Annotated in this window: 14 protein-coding genes; 4 read left to right on the forward strand and 10 right to left on the reverse strand. The window is 73.1% G+C overall.

Annotation, left to right across the window (positions count from 1 at the left end; all coding sequences use genetic code 11):
* Positions 1-2: 2 nt before the first annotated feature.
* The 10 genes from ACH414_RS23050 to hisD form a co-directional block, all read right to left on the reverse strand.
* Positions 3-1,238, reverse strand: coding sequence for an MFS transporter (locus tag ACH414_RS23050; protein WP_398943159.1), 1,236 nt, complete (start codon positions 1,236-1,238; stop codon positions 3-5).
* A gap of 5 nt (positions 1,239-1,243) precedes the next feature.
* Positions 1,244-1,831 (reverse strand): ArsR/SmtB family transcription factor, encoded by a 588-nt coding sequence (locus tag ACH414_RS23055; RefSeq protein WP_398943162.1) that lies wholly within the window; start codon positions 1,829-1,831, stop codon positions 1,244-1,246.
* Positions 1,832-1,947: 116 nt separating this feature from the next.
* Positions 1,948-2,703, reverse strand: a complete 756-nt coding sequence (gene hisF / locus ACH414_RS23060) for an imidazole glycerol phosphate synthase subunit HisF (RefSeq protein ID WP_382540266.1) — start codon at positions 2,701-2,703, stop codon at positions 1,948-1,950.
* On the reverse strand, positions 2,700-3,113 hold the full coding sequence (locus ACH414_RS23065; RefSeq protein ID WP_382540269.1) for a RidA family protein: 414 nt from the start codon (positions 3,111-3,113) through the stop codon (positions 2,700-2,702). Before ACH414_RS23065 ends, hisF begins: the two co-directional genes overlap by 4 nt.
* The gene (priA, locus tag ACH414_RS23070; RefSeq protein WP_382540272.1) at positions 3,110-3,841 is read right to left on the reverse strand and encodes a bifunctional 1-(5-phosphoribosyl)-5-((5-phosphoribosylamino)methylideneamino)imidazole-4-carboxamide isomerase/phosphoribosylanthranilate isomerase PriA; all 732 of its coding nucleotides are present in this window, start codon (positions 3,839-3,841) and stop codon (positions 3,110-3,112) included. The genes ACH414_RS23065 and priA overlap by 4 nt, the downstream gene beginning before the upstream one ends.
* Positions 3,838-4,485: an imidazole glycerol phosphate synthase subunit HisH gene (gene hisH, locus ACH414_RS23075; RefSeq protein ID WP_382540275.1), complete on the reverse strand. Its 648-nt coding sequence runs from the start codon at positions 4,483-4,485 to the stop codon at positions 3,838-3,840. The genes priA and hisH overlap by 4 nt, the downstream gene beginning before the upstream one ends.
* Positions 4,482-4,646 (reverse strand): hypothetical protein, encoded by a 165-nt coding sequence (locus ACH414_RS23080; RefSeq protein ID WP_382540278.1) that lies wholly within the window; start codon positions 4,644-4,646, stop codon positions 4,482-4,484. Before ACH414_RS23080 ends, hisH begins: the two co-directional genes overlap by 4 nt.
* A gap of 2 nt (positions 4,647-4,648) precedes the next feature.
* The gene (gene hisB, locus ACH414_RS23085; protein WP_030492957.1) at positions 4,649-5,242 is read right to left on the reverse strand and encodes an imidazoleglycerol-phosphate dehydratase HisB; all 594 of its coding nucleotides are present in this window, start codon (positions 5,240-5,242) and stop codon (positions 4,649-4,651) included.
* Complete coding sequence (locus ACH414_RS23090; protein WP_382540282.1) at positions 5,239-6,369, reverse strand: histidinol-phosphate transaminase; 1,131 nt, start codon at positions 6,367-6,369, stop codon at positions 5,239-5,241. The genes hisB and ACH414_RS23090 overlap by 4 nt, the downstream gene beginning before the upstream one ends.
* Positions 6,366-7,709, reverse strand: a complete 1,344-nt coding sequence (gene hisD, locus ACH414_RS23095) for a histidinol dehydrogenase (protein WP_382540286.1) — start codon at positions 7,707-7,709, stop codon at positions 6,366-6,368. The genes ACH414_RS23090 and hisD overlap by 4 nt, the downstream gene beginning before the upstream one ends.
* Positions 7,710-7,882: 173 nt before the next feature.
* Between hisD and ACH414_RS23100 the strand changes: the two genes are divergently transcribed.
* From ACH414_RS23100 to ybaK, 4 genes are all read left to right on the forward strand, one after another.
* Positions 7,883-9,484 carry an oxidoreductase gene (locus ACH414_RS23100; protein WP_382540289.1) on the forward strand — a complete coding sequence of 534 codons (1,602 nt, stop codon included), beginning with the start codon at positions 7,883-7,885 and terminating at the stop codon, positions 9,482-9,484.
* 178 nt (positions 9,485-9,662) lie between these two features.
* Complete coding sequence (locus ACH414_RS23105) at positions 9,663-10,742, forward strand: hypothetical protein (protein WP_382540292.1); 1,080 nt, start codon at positions 9,663-9,665, stop codon at positions 10,740-10,742.
* A gap of 5 nt (positions 10,743-10,747) precedes the next feature.
* Positions 10,748-11,485, forward strand: a complete 738-nt coding sequence (locus ACH414_RS23110; RefSeq protein WP_382540295.1) for an LON peptidase substrate-binding domain-containing protein — start codon at positions 10,748-10,750, stop codon at positions 11,483-11,485.
* Between the two features lie 8 nt (positions 11,486-11,493).
* Positions 11,494-11,991: a Cys-tRNA(Pro) deacylase gene (gene ybaK, locus ACH414_RS23115; protein WP_382540298.1), complete on the forward strand. Its 498-nt coding sequence runs from the start codon at positions 11,494-11,496 to the stop codon at positions 11,989-11,991.
* The last annotated feature ends 39 nt before the right edge of the window (positions 11,992-12,030 follow it).

The raw sequence follows: 12,030 nt of genomic DNA on the forward strand, positions 1-12,030 counted from the left end.
CGTCAGCGGGGCAGTTCGGCCCGCCGTACGGCCGGGACGACGAGTCCGTAGATCCCGGAGAGGGCGCAGACCGCCGCGCTCACCGCGTACACCGGGCCGAGGCCCCAGAGTCCGATCGCGGCGCCCGTGACCGGGAAGCTGAGCGGGGCGAGGCCGAGGGAGCAGAGGCCGGAGACGGCGGTGACGCGGCCGAGGTAGGCGGGGTCGCAGTGGGTCTGGACGAGGGCGTTGCACAGCGCCCCGGAGAGTCCGGCGAGCAGTCCGATGGCCACGGCGACGGCGACCGCGGCGGGCAGGAGCGTGGTGGAGGCGAGGGCGCCGATCGCGAGGGCGCCCACCGTCATGGTGAGGCCGCTGACGGCTCCGGCGCGCGGGACGCGCCCCCGGACGGTCAGCAGCAGGGAGGCGGCGCCCGCGCCCGTACCGAAGCCGGCGAGGATCCAGCCGATGCCGGAGGCGCCCCAGTCGCGCTGCTCGGCCAGGACGGCGAGGCCGACGTTGAGGGGGCCGACGAAGCCGAGGTCGCTGAGGAGCACGATGATCATCAGCGGCCCGAGGAGGCGGTGGCCGCGCAGATAGCGCAGCCCGTCGACGAGATCGCTCAGGGCGGTGCCGTCGCGCGCCTCGCCGGTGGCGGGCAGCGGGCCGAGCCGGAGCGCGGACAGCAGCGGGACGGAGAGCGCGAAGAGCAGTCCCGCGGCCCCGAAGGCGGCGGTGGGGCCGCCCAGGGCGACCATGAGGCCGCCGAGCGGTGCGCCGAGCACGGCACCGCAGCGGTACGCCAGGCCGCGCAGGCCCTGGATCCGGGCGAGCTGGTCGTGCGGGGCGATCCGCGGCGGCAGGGCGCCGACGGCGGGCAGGAACAGGGCGTCGACGACGCCGAAGACGAGTGCGACGGCGGCGAGCGCCCACAGGCCGGGCGAGGTGAGGAGGAGGGCGGCGGCGAGGCCGAGGACGACGAGGCTCCGGACGGCGTCGGAGCCGATGACCACCCGGCGCGGTCCGAGCCGGTCGGCGACCACTCCCCCGCCGAGCATGAGCAGGGCGCGGGGCACGGCGCTGACGGCCATGACGAGTCCGGCCTGGGCGGGGGTGCCGGTGCTGACGACGGTCCAGGACAGGGCGAGGTAGTAGATGCTGTCGCCGAGCGTGGAGGCGGTGTAGGCGCCGACCCAGCGCAGCACGTTCGGGTCGCGGTGGGCGGCGCGCGCGGGGGCGGCGACGGTGGTCGTGGTCATCCCGCTCAGCCCCGGTAGGGGAAGCCGTGGAGGTGGACGGCGACGTTCTCGCGGCCCTCGGTGTCGCCGGCGGCCTCGGCGGCGCGGGCCCGCTCGTCGTACTTCCTGAGGACCGCGTCGAGCTCCTCGCCGAGTGCGGCGAGCTCGGCGGCGGTGAGCCGCGGCAGCCACTCGGAGCTCACGGCGGCGGTCCGCCATTCCTCGGACCAGGTGTGCCGCTCGGCGAGGAAGCGGCGGTGCATCTCGGCGCGCTGGGCGTGGACGGTGTGCCCGAACGCGGTGCTCGCGGCGGCGAGTTCGGGGGCGCCCTGGACGTCCTCCTCGCGGATGCTGAAGCCGTACGAGCTGGGCTGCCACCATCGCTCGCGCCCGTCCGCGGACTGTGCCTCGGCCTCCTCGATGAGGCCGTGGTCGGCGAGCTTGCGCAGGTGGTAGCTGACGAGCGAGACGGCCTCGTCGACCTGGTCGGCGAGCTGGGAGGCGGTGGCGGTGCGGGCCACGAAGAGGGCGCGGTAGAGGCGCATCCGCAGCGGGTGGGAGATGGCTTTGAGGGTGCCGAGATCGGTGATCCGGCGGTTCTCCGACGAGGTCATGTCAGGAACCCTAGACAGGAAGGAAAACTTGCGCAATGAAAATTGCACAAATAATCCTGCGCATCCGGGGATGAAGAAGGGCCCCCGCGGGGGCCCTTCTTCATCCGGAATCCCGATCAGCGAACCTGGTGGCCCGCCTCCCGCAGCGTCTGCTTGACCTCACCGATCCGCAGATCGCCGAAGTGGAAGACCGAGGCGGCGAGCACCGCGTCCGCCCCGGCCTCGATGGCCGGCGGGAAGTCGGACAGCTTGCCGGCCCCGCCGGAGGCGATCACCGGCACGGTCACGTGCTTGCGCACCGCCGCGATCATCTCGGTGTCGTAGCCGTCCTTCGTGCCGTCCGCGTCCATCGAGTTCAGCAGGATCTCCCCCGCGCCGAGCTCGGCGGCCCGGTGCGCCCACTCGACGGCGTCGAGGCCGGTGCCCCGGCGCCCGCCGTGCGTGGTGACCTCGAAGGAGCCCGTCTCGGTGCGGCGGGCGTCGACCGACAGGACCAGGACCTGGCGCCCGAAGCGCTCGGCGATCTCGCGGATCAGCTCGGGGCGGGCGATGGCGGCGGTGTTGACGCCCACCTTGTCCGCACCGGCCCGCAGCAGCTTGTCGACGTCCTCGGCGGAGCGGACCCCGCCGCCGACGGTGAGCGGGATGAAGACCTGCTCGGCGGTGCGGCGCACCACGTCGTAGGTGGTCTCCCGGTTGCCGGAGGAGGCGGTGATGTCGAGGAAGGTCAGCTCGTCGGCGCCCTCGGCGTCGTACAGCTTGGCCATCTCGACGGGGTCGCCCGCGTCCCGCAGGTTCCGGAAGTTGACGCCCTTGACGACCCGGCCGTTGTCCACGTCCAGGCAGGGGATCACGCGTACGGCGAGACTCATGCGGCGCCTTCCTCGGTGCGCTCCGGGCGGTACGCCTCCACCTCGACCTCGACGACCAGACGCGGGTCGACGAAGCCGGAGACGATGATCATGGACGCGGCGGGGCGGACGGCGTCGAACAGCTCCTTGTGGGCGCGCCCGACCTCGTCCACGTCCCGCGCGTGGGTGAGGTACATCCGGGTGCGGACCACGTGCTCCGCGCCCAGGTCCAGCTGCTTCAGGGCGCCGAAGGCCACGTTGAAGGCGTTGACGGTCTGCTCGTACGGACCGCCGTCGGCGATGGCGCCGCCGATCACGGAGGTGCAGCCGGCGACCAGGACGGTCCCGTTCGGCAGCTCCACCGCGCGGGAGTAGCCGAACTGCTCCTCCCAGGGCGCGCCGGTCACCACCTTGCGTACGGAGTCGCTCATCCGGCCGCCACCGCCTGGAGGGCCTCTTCCAGGGTGAAGGCCTTCGCGTACAGCGCCTTGCCGACGATCGCGCCCTCGACGCCCAGCGGGACGAGGCCGGACAGGGCCCGCAGGTCGTCCAGCGAGGAGACGCCGCCGGAGGCGACGACGGGCTTGTCGGTGGCCTCGCAGACGTTGCGCAGGAGCTCCAGGTTGGGGCCCTGCAGGGTGCCGTCCTTGGCGATGTCGGTGACCACGTAACGGGCGCAGCCCTCGGAGTCGAGACGGGCCAGCGTCTCGTACAGGTCGCCGCCGTCACGGGTCCAGCCGCGGCCGCGCAGGGTGGTGCCCCGCACGTCCAGGCCGACCGCGATCTTGTCGCCGTGCTCGGCGATGACCTTGGCGACCCATTCGGGGGTCTCCAGGGCGGCGGTGCCCAGGTTCACCCGGGTGCAGCCGGTGGCGAGGGCGGCGGCGAGCGTGGCGTCGTCGCGGATGCCGCCGGACAGCTCGACCTTGATGTCCATCGCCTCGGTGACCTCGCGGACCAGCTGCCGGTTGTCGCCGGTGCCGAAGGCGGCGTCCAGGTCGACCAGGTGCAGCCACTCGGCGCCGGAGCGCTGCCAGGCGAGGGCCGCCTCCAGCGGGGAGCCGTAGGAGGTCTCGGTGCCGGACTCGCCGTGCACCAGACGGACGGCCTGGCCGTCGCGGACGTCGACGGCGGGGAGGAGTTCGAGCACGCTGGTCACAGGGTTCCGATCCAGTTGGTGAGGAGCTGGGCGCCGGCGTCGCCGGACTTCTCGGGGTGGAACTGGGTCGCCCACAGGGCGCCGTTCTCCACCGCGGCGACGAACGGCTCGCCGTGGGTGGACCAGGTCACCTTGGGGGCGCGGATGTTGGGGTTGCCGACCTCCAGCTCCCACTCGCGCACGCCGTAGGAGTGCACGAAGTAGTAGCGGGTGTCGGCGTCGAGGCCCTCGAACAGCCGGCTGTCCGCCGGCGCGTCGACGGTGTTCCACCCCATGTGGGGCACGACGGGCGCCTTCAGCGGCTCGACCGAGCCGGGCCACTCGTCGAGGCCCTCGGTCTCCACGCCGTGCTCGATGCCGCGGGCGAAGAGGATCTGCATGCCGACGCAGATGCCCATGACGGGCCGGCCGCCGGAGAGCCGCCGGCCGATGATCCAGTCGCCGCGGGCCTCTTTGATGCCCTTCATGCAGGCGGAGAAGGCGCCCACGCCGGGGACGAGGAGCCCGTCGGCGTTCATGGCGCGCTCGTAGTCGCGGGTGATCTCGACGTCCGCGCCGACCCGGGCGAGGGCGCGCTCGGCGGAGCGCACGTTGCCGAAGCCGTAGTCGAAGACGACGACCTTCTTCGAGGCGGCCGCCGTCATGACCACACGTCCAGACGCAGGACACCGGCCGCGAGGCACATCGCCGCGCCGATGGAGAGCAGCACGATGAGACCCATGGGCATCTTCTGCTTGACGAAGGAGTAGATGCCGCCGAGCAGGAACAGGCCGACGACGATCAGGATGGTGGAGAGGCCGTTCACGGTTACAGCGCGCCCTTCGTGGAGGGGAGGATTCCGGCGGCGCGCGGGTCGCGCTCGGAGGCGTACCGCAGGGCGCGGGCGAGCGCCTTGAACTGGCACTCGACGATGTGGTGCGCGTTGCGCCCGTACGGCACGTGGACGTGCAGGGCGATCTGCGCCTGGGCGACGAACGACTCCAGTATGTGCCGGGTCATCGTCGTGTCGTAGGAGCCGATCATCGGCGCCATGTTCTCGGGCTCGGTGTGCACCAGGTAGGGGCGGCCAGAAAGGTCGACGGTCACCTGGGCGAGCGACTCGTCCAGCGGGACGGTGCAGTTGCCGAAGCGGTAGATGCCGACCTTGTCCCCGAGGGCCTGCTTGAAGGCGGCGCCCAGCGCGAGGGCGGTGTCCTCGATGGTGTGGTGCGAGTCGATGTGGAGGTCGCCGTCGGTCTTCACGGTCAGGTCGAACAGACCGTGCCGGCCGAGCTGGTCGAGCATGTGGTCGTAGAAGCCGACCCCGGTCGACACGTCGACCTTTCCGGTGCCGTCGAGGTCGATCTCGACGACGACGGACGTCTCCTTGGTGGTGCGCTCCACGCGGCCTACGCGGCTCATGCGTCCTGCTCCTTCTTCAACTCACGAACCGCGTCGAGGAACGCGTCGTTCTCTTCGGGGGTGCCCGCGGTGACCCGCAGCCAGCCCGGTACACCGTTGTCCCTGACCAGGACGCCCCGGTCGAGGATCTTCTGCCAGGCCGCGTGGGAGCCCTCGGCTCCGTCGAAGCGGCCGAACTGGACGAAGTTGGCGTCGGACTCGGTGACCTCGTAGCCGATGGCCCGCAGCTCGGTGACGAGGCGGTCGCGCTCGGCCTTGAGCTGCTCGACGTACCCGAGGAGGGTGTCGGTGTGCTCCAGGGCGGCGAGCGCGGTCGCCTGGGTGACGGCGGACAGGTGGTACGGCAGGCGCACCAGCTGGACGGCGTCGACCACGGCGGGGTGGGCGGCGAGATAGCCCAGGCGCAGTCCGGCGGCGCCGAAGGCCTTGGACATGGTCCGGGAGACCACCAGGTGCGGCCGGCCCTGGAGGAGGGGCAGCAGCGAGTCGCGGTGGCTGAACTCCACGTACGCCTCGTCGACGACCACCAGCGAGGGCTTGGCGGCCTGGGCGGCCGCGTACAACGCGCGCACGGTGTCCGCGTCGACCGCCGTCCCCGTGGGGTTGTTGGGCGAGGTGACGAAGACGACGTCCGGCGCGTTCTCGGCGATGGACTGCTCGGCCGCCGCGAGGTCGATGGTGAAGTCCTCGTTGCGGGGGCCGGAGATCCAGCCGGTGCCGGTGCCGCGGGCGATCAGGGCGTGCATCGAGTACGAGGGCTCGAAGCCGATCGCGGTGCGGCCGGGTCCGCCGAAGGTCTGCAGCAGCTGCTGGAGGACCTCGTTGGAGCCGTTGGCGGCCCACACGTTCTCCAGGGCGACCGGGTGCTTGCCGGTGCGGGTGAGATAGCGGGCCAGCTCGGTGCGCAGCTCGACCGCGTCACGGTCGGGATAGCGGTTGAGGCCGCGGGCGGCCTCGGCGACCCGCTCCGCGATCCGGGCCACCAGGGGCTCGGGCAGCGGGTAGGGGTTCTCGTTGGTGTTCAGCTGGACGGGCACGTCGAGCTGGGGCGCGCCGTAGGGCGACTTGCCCTTCAGTTCGTCGCGGATGGGGAGGTCGTCGATGCCGACCTTGTCGTACGAGGTCACTTGCTCTCGGGCACCTTCCATCCGAACCGTGCCTTGATGGCGGCGCCGTGCGCGGGCAGGTCCTCCGCCTCGGCGAGGGTCACCACGTGGTGGGCGACCTCGGCGAGCGCGTCGCGCGTGTAGTCCACGATGTGGACGCCGCGCAGGAAGGACTGCACGGACAGGCCCGAGGAGTGGCAGGCGCAGCCGCCGGTGGGCAGCACGTGGTTGGAGCCGGCGCAGTAGTCACCGAGCGAGACCGGGGCCCAGGGGCCGACGAAGATCGCGCCCGCGTTGCGGACCCGGTCGGCGACGGCGGAGGCGTCGGCGGTCTGGATCTCCAGGTGCTCGGCGCCGTAGGCGTCGACGACCCTCAGACCGTCGTCCAGGCCGGTGACGAGGACGATCGCGGACTGCTTGCCGGCCAGGGCGGGGACGATCCGGTCGTCGACGTGCTTGGAGGCGGCGACCTGGGTCTTCAGCTCGGCCTCGACCGCCTCGGCCAGCTCGGCGGAGTCGGTGACGAGGACGGAGGCGGCCATCGGGTCGTGCTCGGCCTGGCTGATGAGGTCGGCGGCGACGTGCACCGGGTCGGCCGTGGAGTCCGCGAGGACCGCGATCTCGGTGGGGCCGGCCTCGGCGTCGATGCCGATGCGGCCCTTGAGGAGGCGCTTGGCGGCGGCGACGTAGATGTTGCCGGGACCGGTGACCAGGTTGACGGGGGCGCAGCCGGGCGTGTCGCCGGTGCCTTCGGTGCCGTACGCGAACATGGCGACCGCCTGGGCGCCGCCGGCCGCGTAGACCTCGTCGACGCCGAGCAGGGCGCAGGCGGCGAGGATGGTCGGGTGCGGCAGTCCGCCGAACTCCTTCTGCGGGGGCGAGGACACGGCGATGCCCTCGACGCCGGCCTCCTGGGCCGGGACGACGTTCATCACGACGGAGGACGGATAGACGGAGCGGCCGCCCGGCACGTAGAGGCCGACGCGCTCGACGGGGATCCACTTCTCGGTGACCGTGCCGCCGGGCACGACCTGGGTGGTGTGGGTGGTGCGGCGCTGCTCGCGGTGGACGAGGCGGGCGCGGCGGATGGACTCCTCGAGGGCGGCGCGGACGGCCGGGTCGAGCTCGTCGAGGGCGCGGGCGACGGCCTCGGCGGGCACCCGCAGGCTCTCGACGCGGACGCCGTCGAATTTCTCCCCGTAGTCGATCACCGCTGCGGCGCCATGATGCCGGACGTCCTCGCAGATCGGCCGCACCCTCTCCAGGGCGGCTTCCACGTCGAACTCGGCACGGGGCAGCAGGTCACGCAGGGCGGCACCCTCGGGGAGGGCCGCGCCGCGCAGATCGATTCGAGAGATCACGGGTCAATTCTCTCAGACGGCCCACAGCCCCGGACGCCCGTATCACTGGCTGATACGGGCCACTCTGGCGTCTTGTCGCCACTCCTGACCGTTAGCGTTCAGTCCGTCACTCAGCGGGAAGAACGGCTGTACGAATCCGGTGAAGCGGAGTCGTGGAAAGCGAGGGGGCGGCAGTGACCGAGCCGCGCGAGGACGACGGAATGCCGGAAGGCCTGACCGGGCCGGAGCGGGTCATGTGGAGGGCGTTCCGGATCGGCAGGGCGTGTGATCTCAGGGAGGGGGTCGCGGAGCGGGACGATCCGTTCGACCGGCAGGTGGTGTGGGGCGAGGAGCGCAGCGTGCGGGCCGAGGTGGTGGCGCTGCTGCTGCTCGCGGGGCCGCCGGCGCGGGCCGGGCGGGTCGCGGCGCTGAAGCTGCGCGGGGCGCGCATCACCGGCGTGTTGAACCTGGCGGGCGGCACGATAGCGCCGTACGTGGAGCTGAACGGCTGCCGTTTCGACGGCGAGGTGGTGCTGCCCGAGGCGCGCTTCGGGACGCTGCGGATGGTCGAGTGCGCGATACCCCGCCTGGAGGCGGCGCGGCTGCACACGGAGGGCGATCTGCACCTGCCGCGCTGCCGGGTGGAGCGGGGCATCCGGCTCGCCGACGCGCAGATCGGCACGGACCTGCTGATCAACCAGATCCGGGTGTGGCCGGACCGGCGCGGCCGGGCGATCACGGCGGACGGCATGGTGGTCGCGCAGGACCTGCAGGCCGAGCTGATCGAGACCTACGGGGAGCTGAGCCTGCGCGGGGCGAAGGTCGGCGTGTCGATGAGCCTGCGGGGCAGCGTGCTGCGCGGGGCCCAGCAGCGCCGCGCGCTGAACGCGCCGCAGCTGACCGTGGAGCGCACGCTCTATCTGAACGCGGCCTGGGTGTACGACTCCTCGGGCAACGCGACGGCCACCCCGCCCTACGGCGTGACGCCGGCCCAGGGCGCGCGGCGCAAGCCGGTGGAGTGCCACGGCGGGGTGCGGCTCGACGACGGCCGCTTCGGGGACTCGGTGGACCTGCACTACGCGCGCTTCCTGCTGGACGGCTCGCGGCGGGAGGAGGTGTCGCTGCGCCGGATAGTGACACCGGAGCTGCGCTTCAACGCGGAGCGCCCGGAGGAGGGCCGGGTGGTGCTGAACGGCGCCAAGGTGGTGACCCTCATCGACCTGTCCACCAGTTGGCCGGGGCCCGGCGGCCTGGCGATGAGCGGCTTCGTCTACGAGACGCTGGTGCCGTACGGGCACTTCCCGCTGGCCCGGCGTCTGGAGTGGGTGGCGGCGGCGACCCCGGAGTACGCGCCGGAGCCGTACGAGCGGCTGGCGACCGTGCTGCGCAACAGCGGCGAGGACGCCGACGCGCGGGTGGTGCTGCTCGCCAAGCAGCGGCGGCGCCGGGAGACCCTGCCGCTGGCCGGGAAGCTCTGGGGCTACGTCCAGGACCTGGCGGTGGCCTACGGCTACCGGCCGGGGCGGGCCGCCCTGTGGATGGCGGTCCTGTGGGCCGCGGGCGCCTACGCCTTCGCGCACTACGACCCGGTGCCGCTGAAGCCGGGCGAGGCGCCGCACTGGAGCGCCACGCTGTACGCCCTGGACGTGCTGCTGCCGGTGATCGACCTCGGCCAGGCCGGCTACTGGCGCATGGAGGGGTTCTGGCAGTGGGCGTCGACGGTGCTGATCCTGCTCGGCTGGGTGCTGGCGACGACGGTGGCGGCGGGCGCGTCGCGGCTGCTGCGCCGGGGCTGAGGGGCGAGGCGGCGGACCGAGGGGCGCTGCGGCGGGGGTGAGGCGTGGGGAGAGGGGGGCGGACGGGCACGGACCCGCCCCTTTCTTTACGCTGTCTTGACCCCCGTCAGAACAACCTTCACGCCGCCACCAACTCTTCACAGTCCCCCACTGGCGCGGCCCTCACCTGCGGTTTTCAATGTTTCGCACCATGTCACTGCTCCGCGCCCTGATGGGCACCGCCCGCACGGTCCGGCACACCCCGCGCCTGACCGGCGGGCTGCCGCCGGACGACGAGGTGCTGCTCGACGTCCCGGACGGGAGGCTGGCGCCGGCCCTGGTCGCCGCCGCCCTCGCCGACCCCGAGCCGGCCGCCAAGCTCCTCGCCACCACCCGGGACGCCGCCGAGTGGGAGGACCGCGACCGCTATGTCGTCCGGTTGAGCACCTTCGCGTACAGCAGGGACGAGTGGCTGCGGCACTGGCTCGCCGCCGCCCCGCACGACCCGGACGCCCTGCTCGTGAAGGCGCAGCTCGCGGTGCGCCGGGCCTGGGAGTCGCCGGCCAGGGCCGAGCGGCTGCGCGAGCTCGGGCCGCTGATCGACGCGGCGACCGAGGCCGCGCCCCGCGACCCGGTGCCGTGGCGGCTCGCCCTGGACCACGCCCGGGGCACGCACGCGCGGCACACCGGCTTCGAGGCGCTGTGGGAGCAGGCCGTGCGCCGCGCCCCGCACCACTACGGCTGCCATGTCGCCGCCCTGAAGTACCTGTCGGCGCAGTGGTACGGCTCGCACCGCGAGTGTTTCGACTTCGCCGAGCAGGCCGCGGAGGACGCCCTGCCCGGCTCCCTGGTCCAGGCGCTGCCGGTGCGGGCGGCCTTCGCCCAGCTGCTCGCGGGCCCGGGGCACGCGGTGGCGGGACACGCCGTGACGGGCGACCGGGTCGACGCGGCGGCGGACCGTGCGCTGGCGCTGTCCGCGGAGTACCCGGCGGACGACCTGTGGCCGGCGGAGGTGCGCAATCTGCTGGTCCACGTGCTGATGGCGCGGGGCCGTCACGAGGACGCGCTGGCCGAGTTCCGCCGGATCGGCACCCGGGCGACCTCCTTCCCCTGGGCCCTGCTCGGCGAGGACCCGCTGCGCGGATTCCTGGAGGCCAGGGCCGACACCGTGCGCGCGGTGGCACGTCGGACGCCGCTGCGCGCGGGCCGCCCTGAGCAGGGCGTCGAGGACGCGGGGGGACGGGCCGGTAGTGGCGGCCCCGGCGGCCATTACGCTTGACCGCTGTGACCACCGCTCGACTGCCTCTGTTTCCGCTCAACGCGGTGCTGTTCCCGGGCCTCGTGCTGCCCCTGAACGTCTTCGAACAGCGTTATCGCGCCATGATGCGCGATCTGCTGAAGACCGACGAGTCCGAGCCCCGGCGCTTCGCGGTCGTGGCGATCCGGGACGGCCGGGAGGTCGCGCCGACGGCTCCTGGCCTGCCGGACCAGACCGCGCTGCCGGAGAAGGGGCCCGCGGCCGGTTTCGGTCCCGACCCGATCCAGGCCTTCCACCGGGTCGGCTGCATCGCCGACGCGGCCCAGATCCTGGAGCGCCCGGACGGCGGCTTCGAGGTGATGGCCACCGGCACGACCCGGGTGAAGCTGCTCTCCGTCGACGCGAGCGGCCCGTATCTGACGGCCGAGCTGGAGGAGATCCCCGAGGAGCAGGGCGACGAGGCGGGCACCCTGGCCGAGGGCGTGCTGCGCGCCTTCAGGAACTACCAGAAGCGGCTGGCCGGGGCGCGGGAGCGTTCCCTGACGACGAGCGAGCTGCCGGACGACCCGTCGGTGGTGTCGTACCTGGTCGCGGCGGCCGCGGTGCTCGACACCCCGTCCAAGCAGCGCCTGCTGCAGGCCCCGGACACGGCGACGCGGCTGCGTGAGGAGCTGTCGCTGCTGCGCGCGGAGACGGCGGTGCTGCGCCATCTGCCGTCGCTGCCGGCGGTGGACCTCACCCGCGCACCGACCAGCCCGAACTAGAGGACGGCATGGCGAAGAAGCAGAAGAAGAACGGCGGCGGCACCCCGGCGACGGTGGCGCTGACCACGGCCGGCACGGCCTACACCCTGCACGCCTACGACCACGACCCGGCGAGTCCCTCCTACGGGGAGGAGGCCGCGGAGGCGCTGGGCGTCTCCCCCGACCGGGTGTTCAAGACCCTGGTCGCGGACGTGGACGGCGAGCTGACGGTCGCGGTGGTCCCGGTCGCGGGTCAGCTCGACCTGAAGGCGCTGGCCTCCGCGGTGGGCGGAAAGCGGGCGGCCATGGCGGACCCGGCGGCGGCCGAGCGCACCACGGGCTACGTCCGCGGCGGCATCTCCCCGCTGGGCCAGCGCAAGCGCCTGCGCACGGTGCTGGACAGCTCGGCCTCCGCGCACGCCACGATCTGCATCTCGGCGGGCCGCAGAGGCCTGGAGGTCGAACTGTCCCCGCAGGACCTGGCGGCCCTCACCGACGCGACCCTGGCCCCGATCGGCCGCGGCTGAGCGACGGGGGGCGGATGGCGGGCCGCGGGGGCCTGGGCC

It is taken from the genome of Streptomyces sp. NPDC020422, assembly GCF_044386705.1.
In the GTDB taxonomy this organism is placed as follows: Bacteria; Actinomycetota; Actinomycetes; order Streptomycetales; family Streptomycetaceae; genus Streptomyces.

Excerpts from the sequence above, each read along its gene's own strand:
- hisB (WP_030492957.1), bottom strand. The coding sequence starts at position 5,242 with ATGAGCCGCGTAGGCCGCGTGGAGCGCACCACCAAGGAGACGTCCGTC.
- ACH414_RS23055 (WP_398943162.1), bottom strand. The coding sequence starts at position 1,831 with ATGACCTCGTCGGAGAACCGCCGGATCACCGATCTCGGCACCCTCAAA.
- ACH414_RS23065 (WP_382540269.1), bottom strand. The coding sequence starts at position 3,113 with ATGAGCGACTCCGTACGCAAGGTGGTGACCGGCGCGCCCTGGGAGGAG.
- hisF (WP_382540266.1), bottom strand. The coding sequence starts at position 2,703 with ATGAGTCTCGCCGTACGCGTGATCCCCTGCCTGGACGTGGACAACGGC.
- ACH414_RS23050 (WP_398943159.1), bottom strand. The coding sequence starts at position 1,238 with ATGACCACGACCACCGTCGCCGCCCCCGCGCGCGCCGCCCACCGCGAC.
- ybaK (WP_382540298.1), top strand. The coding sequence starts at position 11,494 with ATGGCGAAGAAGCAGAAGAAGAACGGCGGCGGCACCCCGGCGACGGTG.
- hisH (WP_382540275.1), bottom strand. The coding sequence starts at position 4,485 with ATGACGGCGGCCGCCTCGAAGAAGGTCGTCGTCTTCGACTACGGCTTC.
- ACH414_RS23105 (WP_382540292.1), top strand. The coding sequence starts at position 9,663 with ATGTTTCGCACCATGTCACTGCTCCGCGCCCTGATGGGCACCGCCCGC.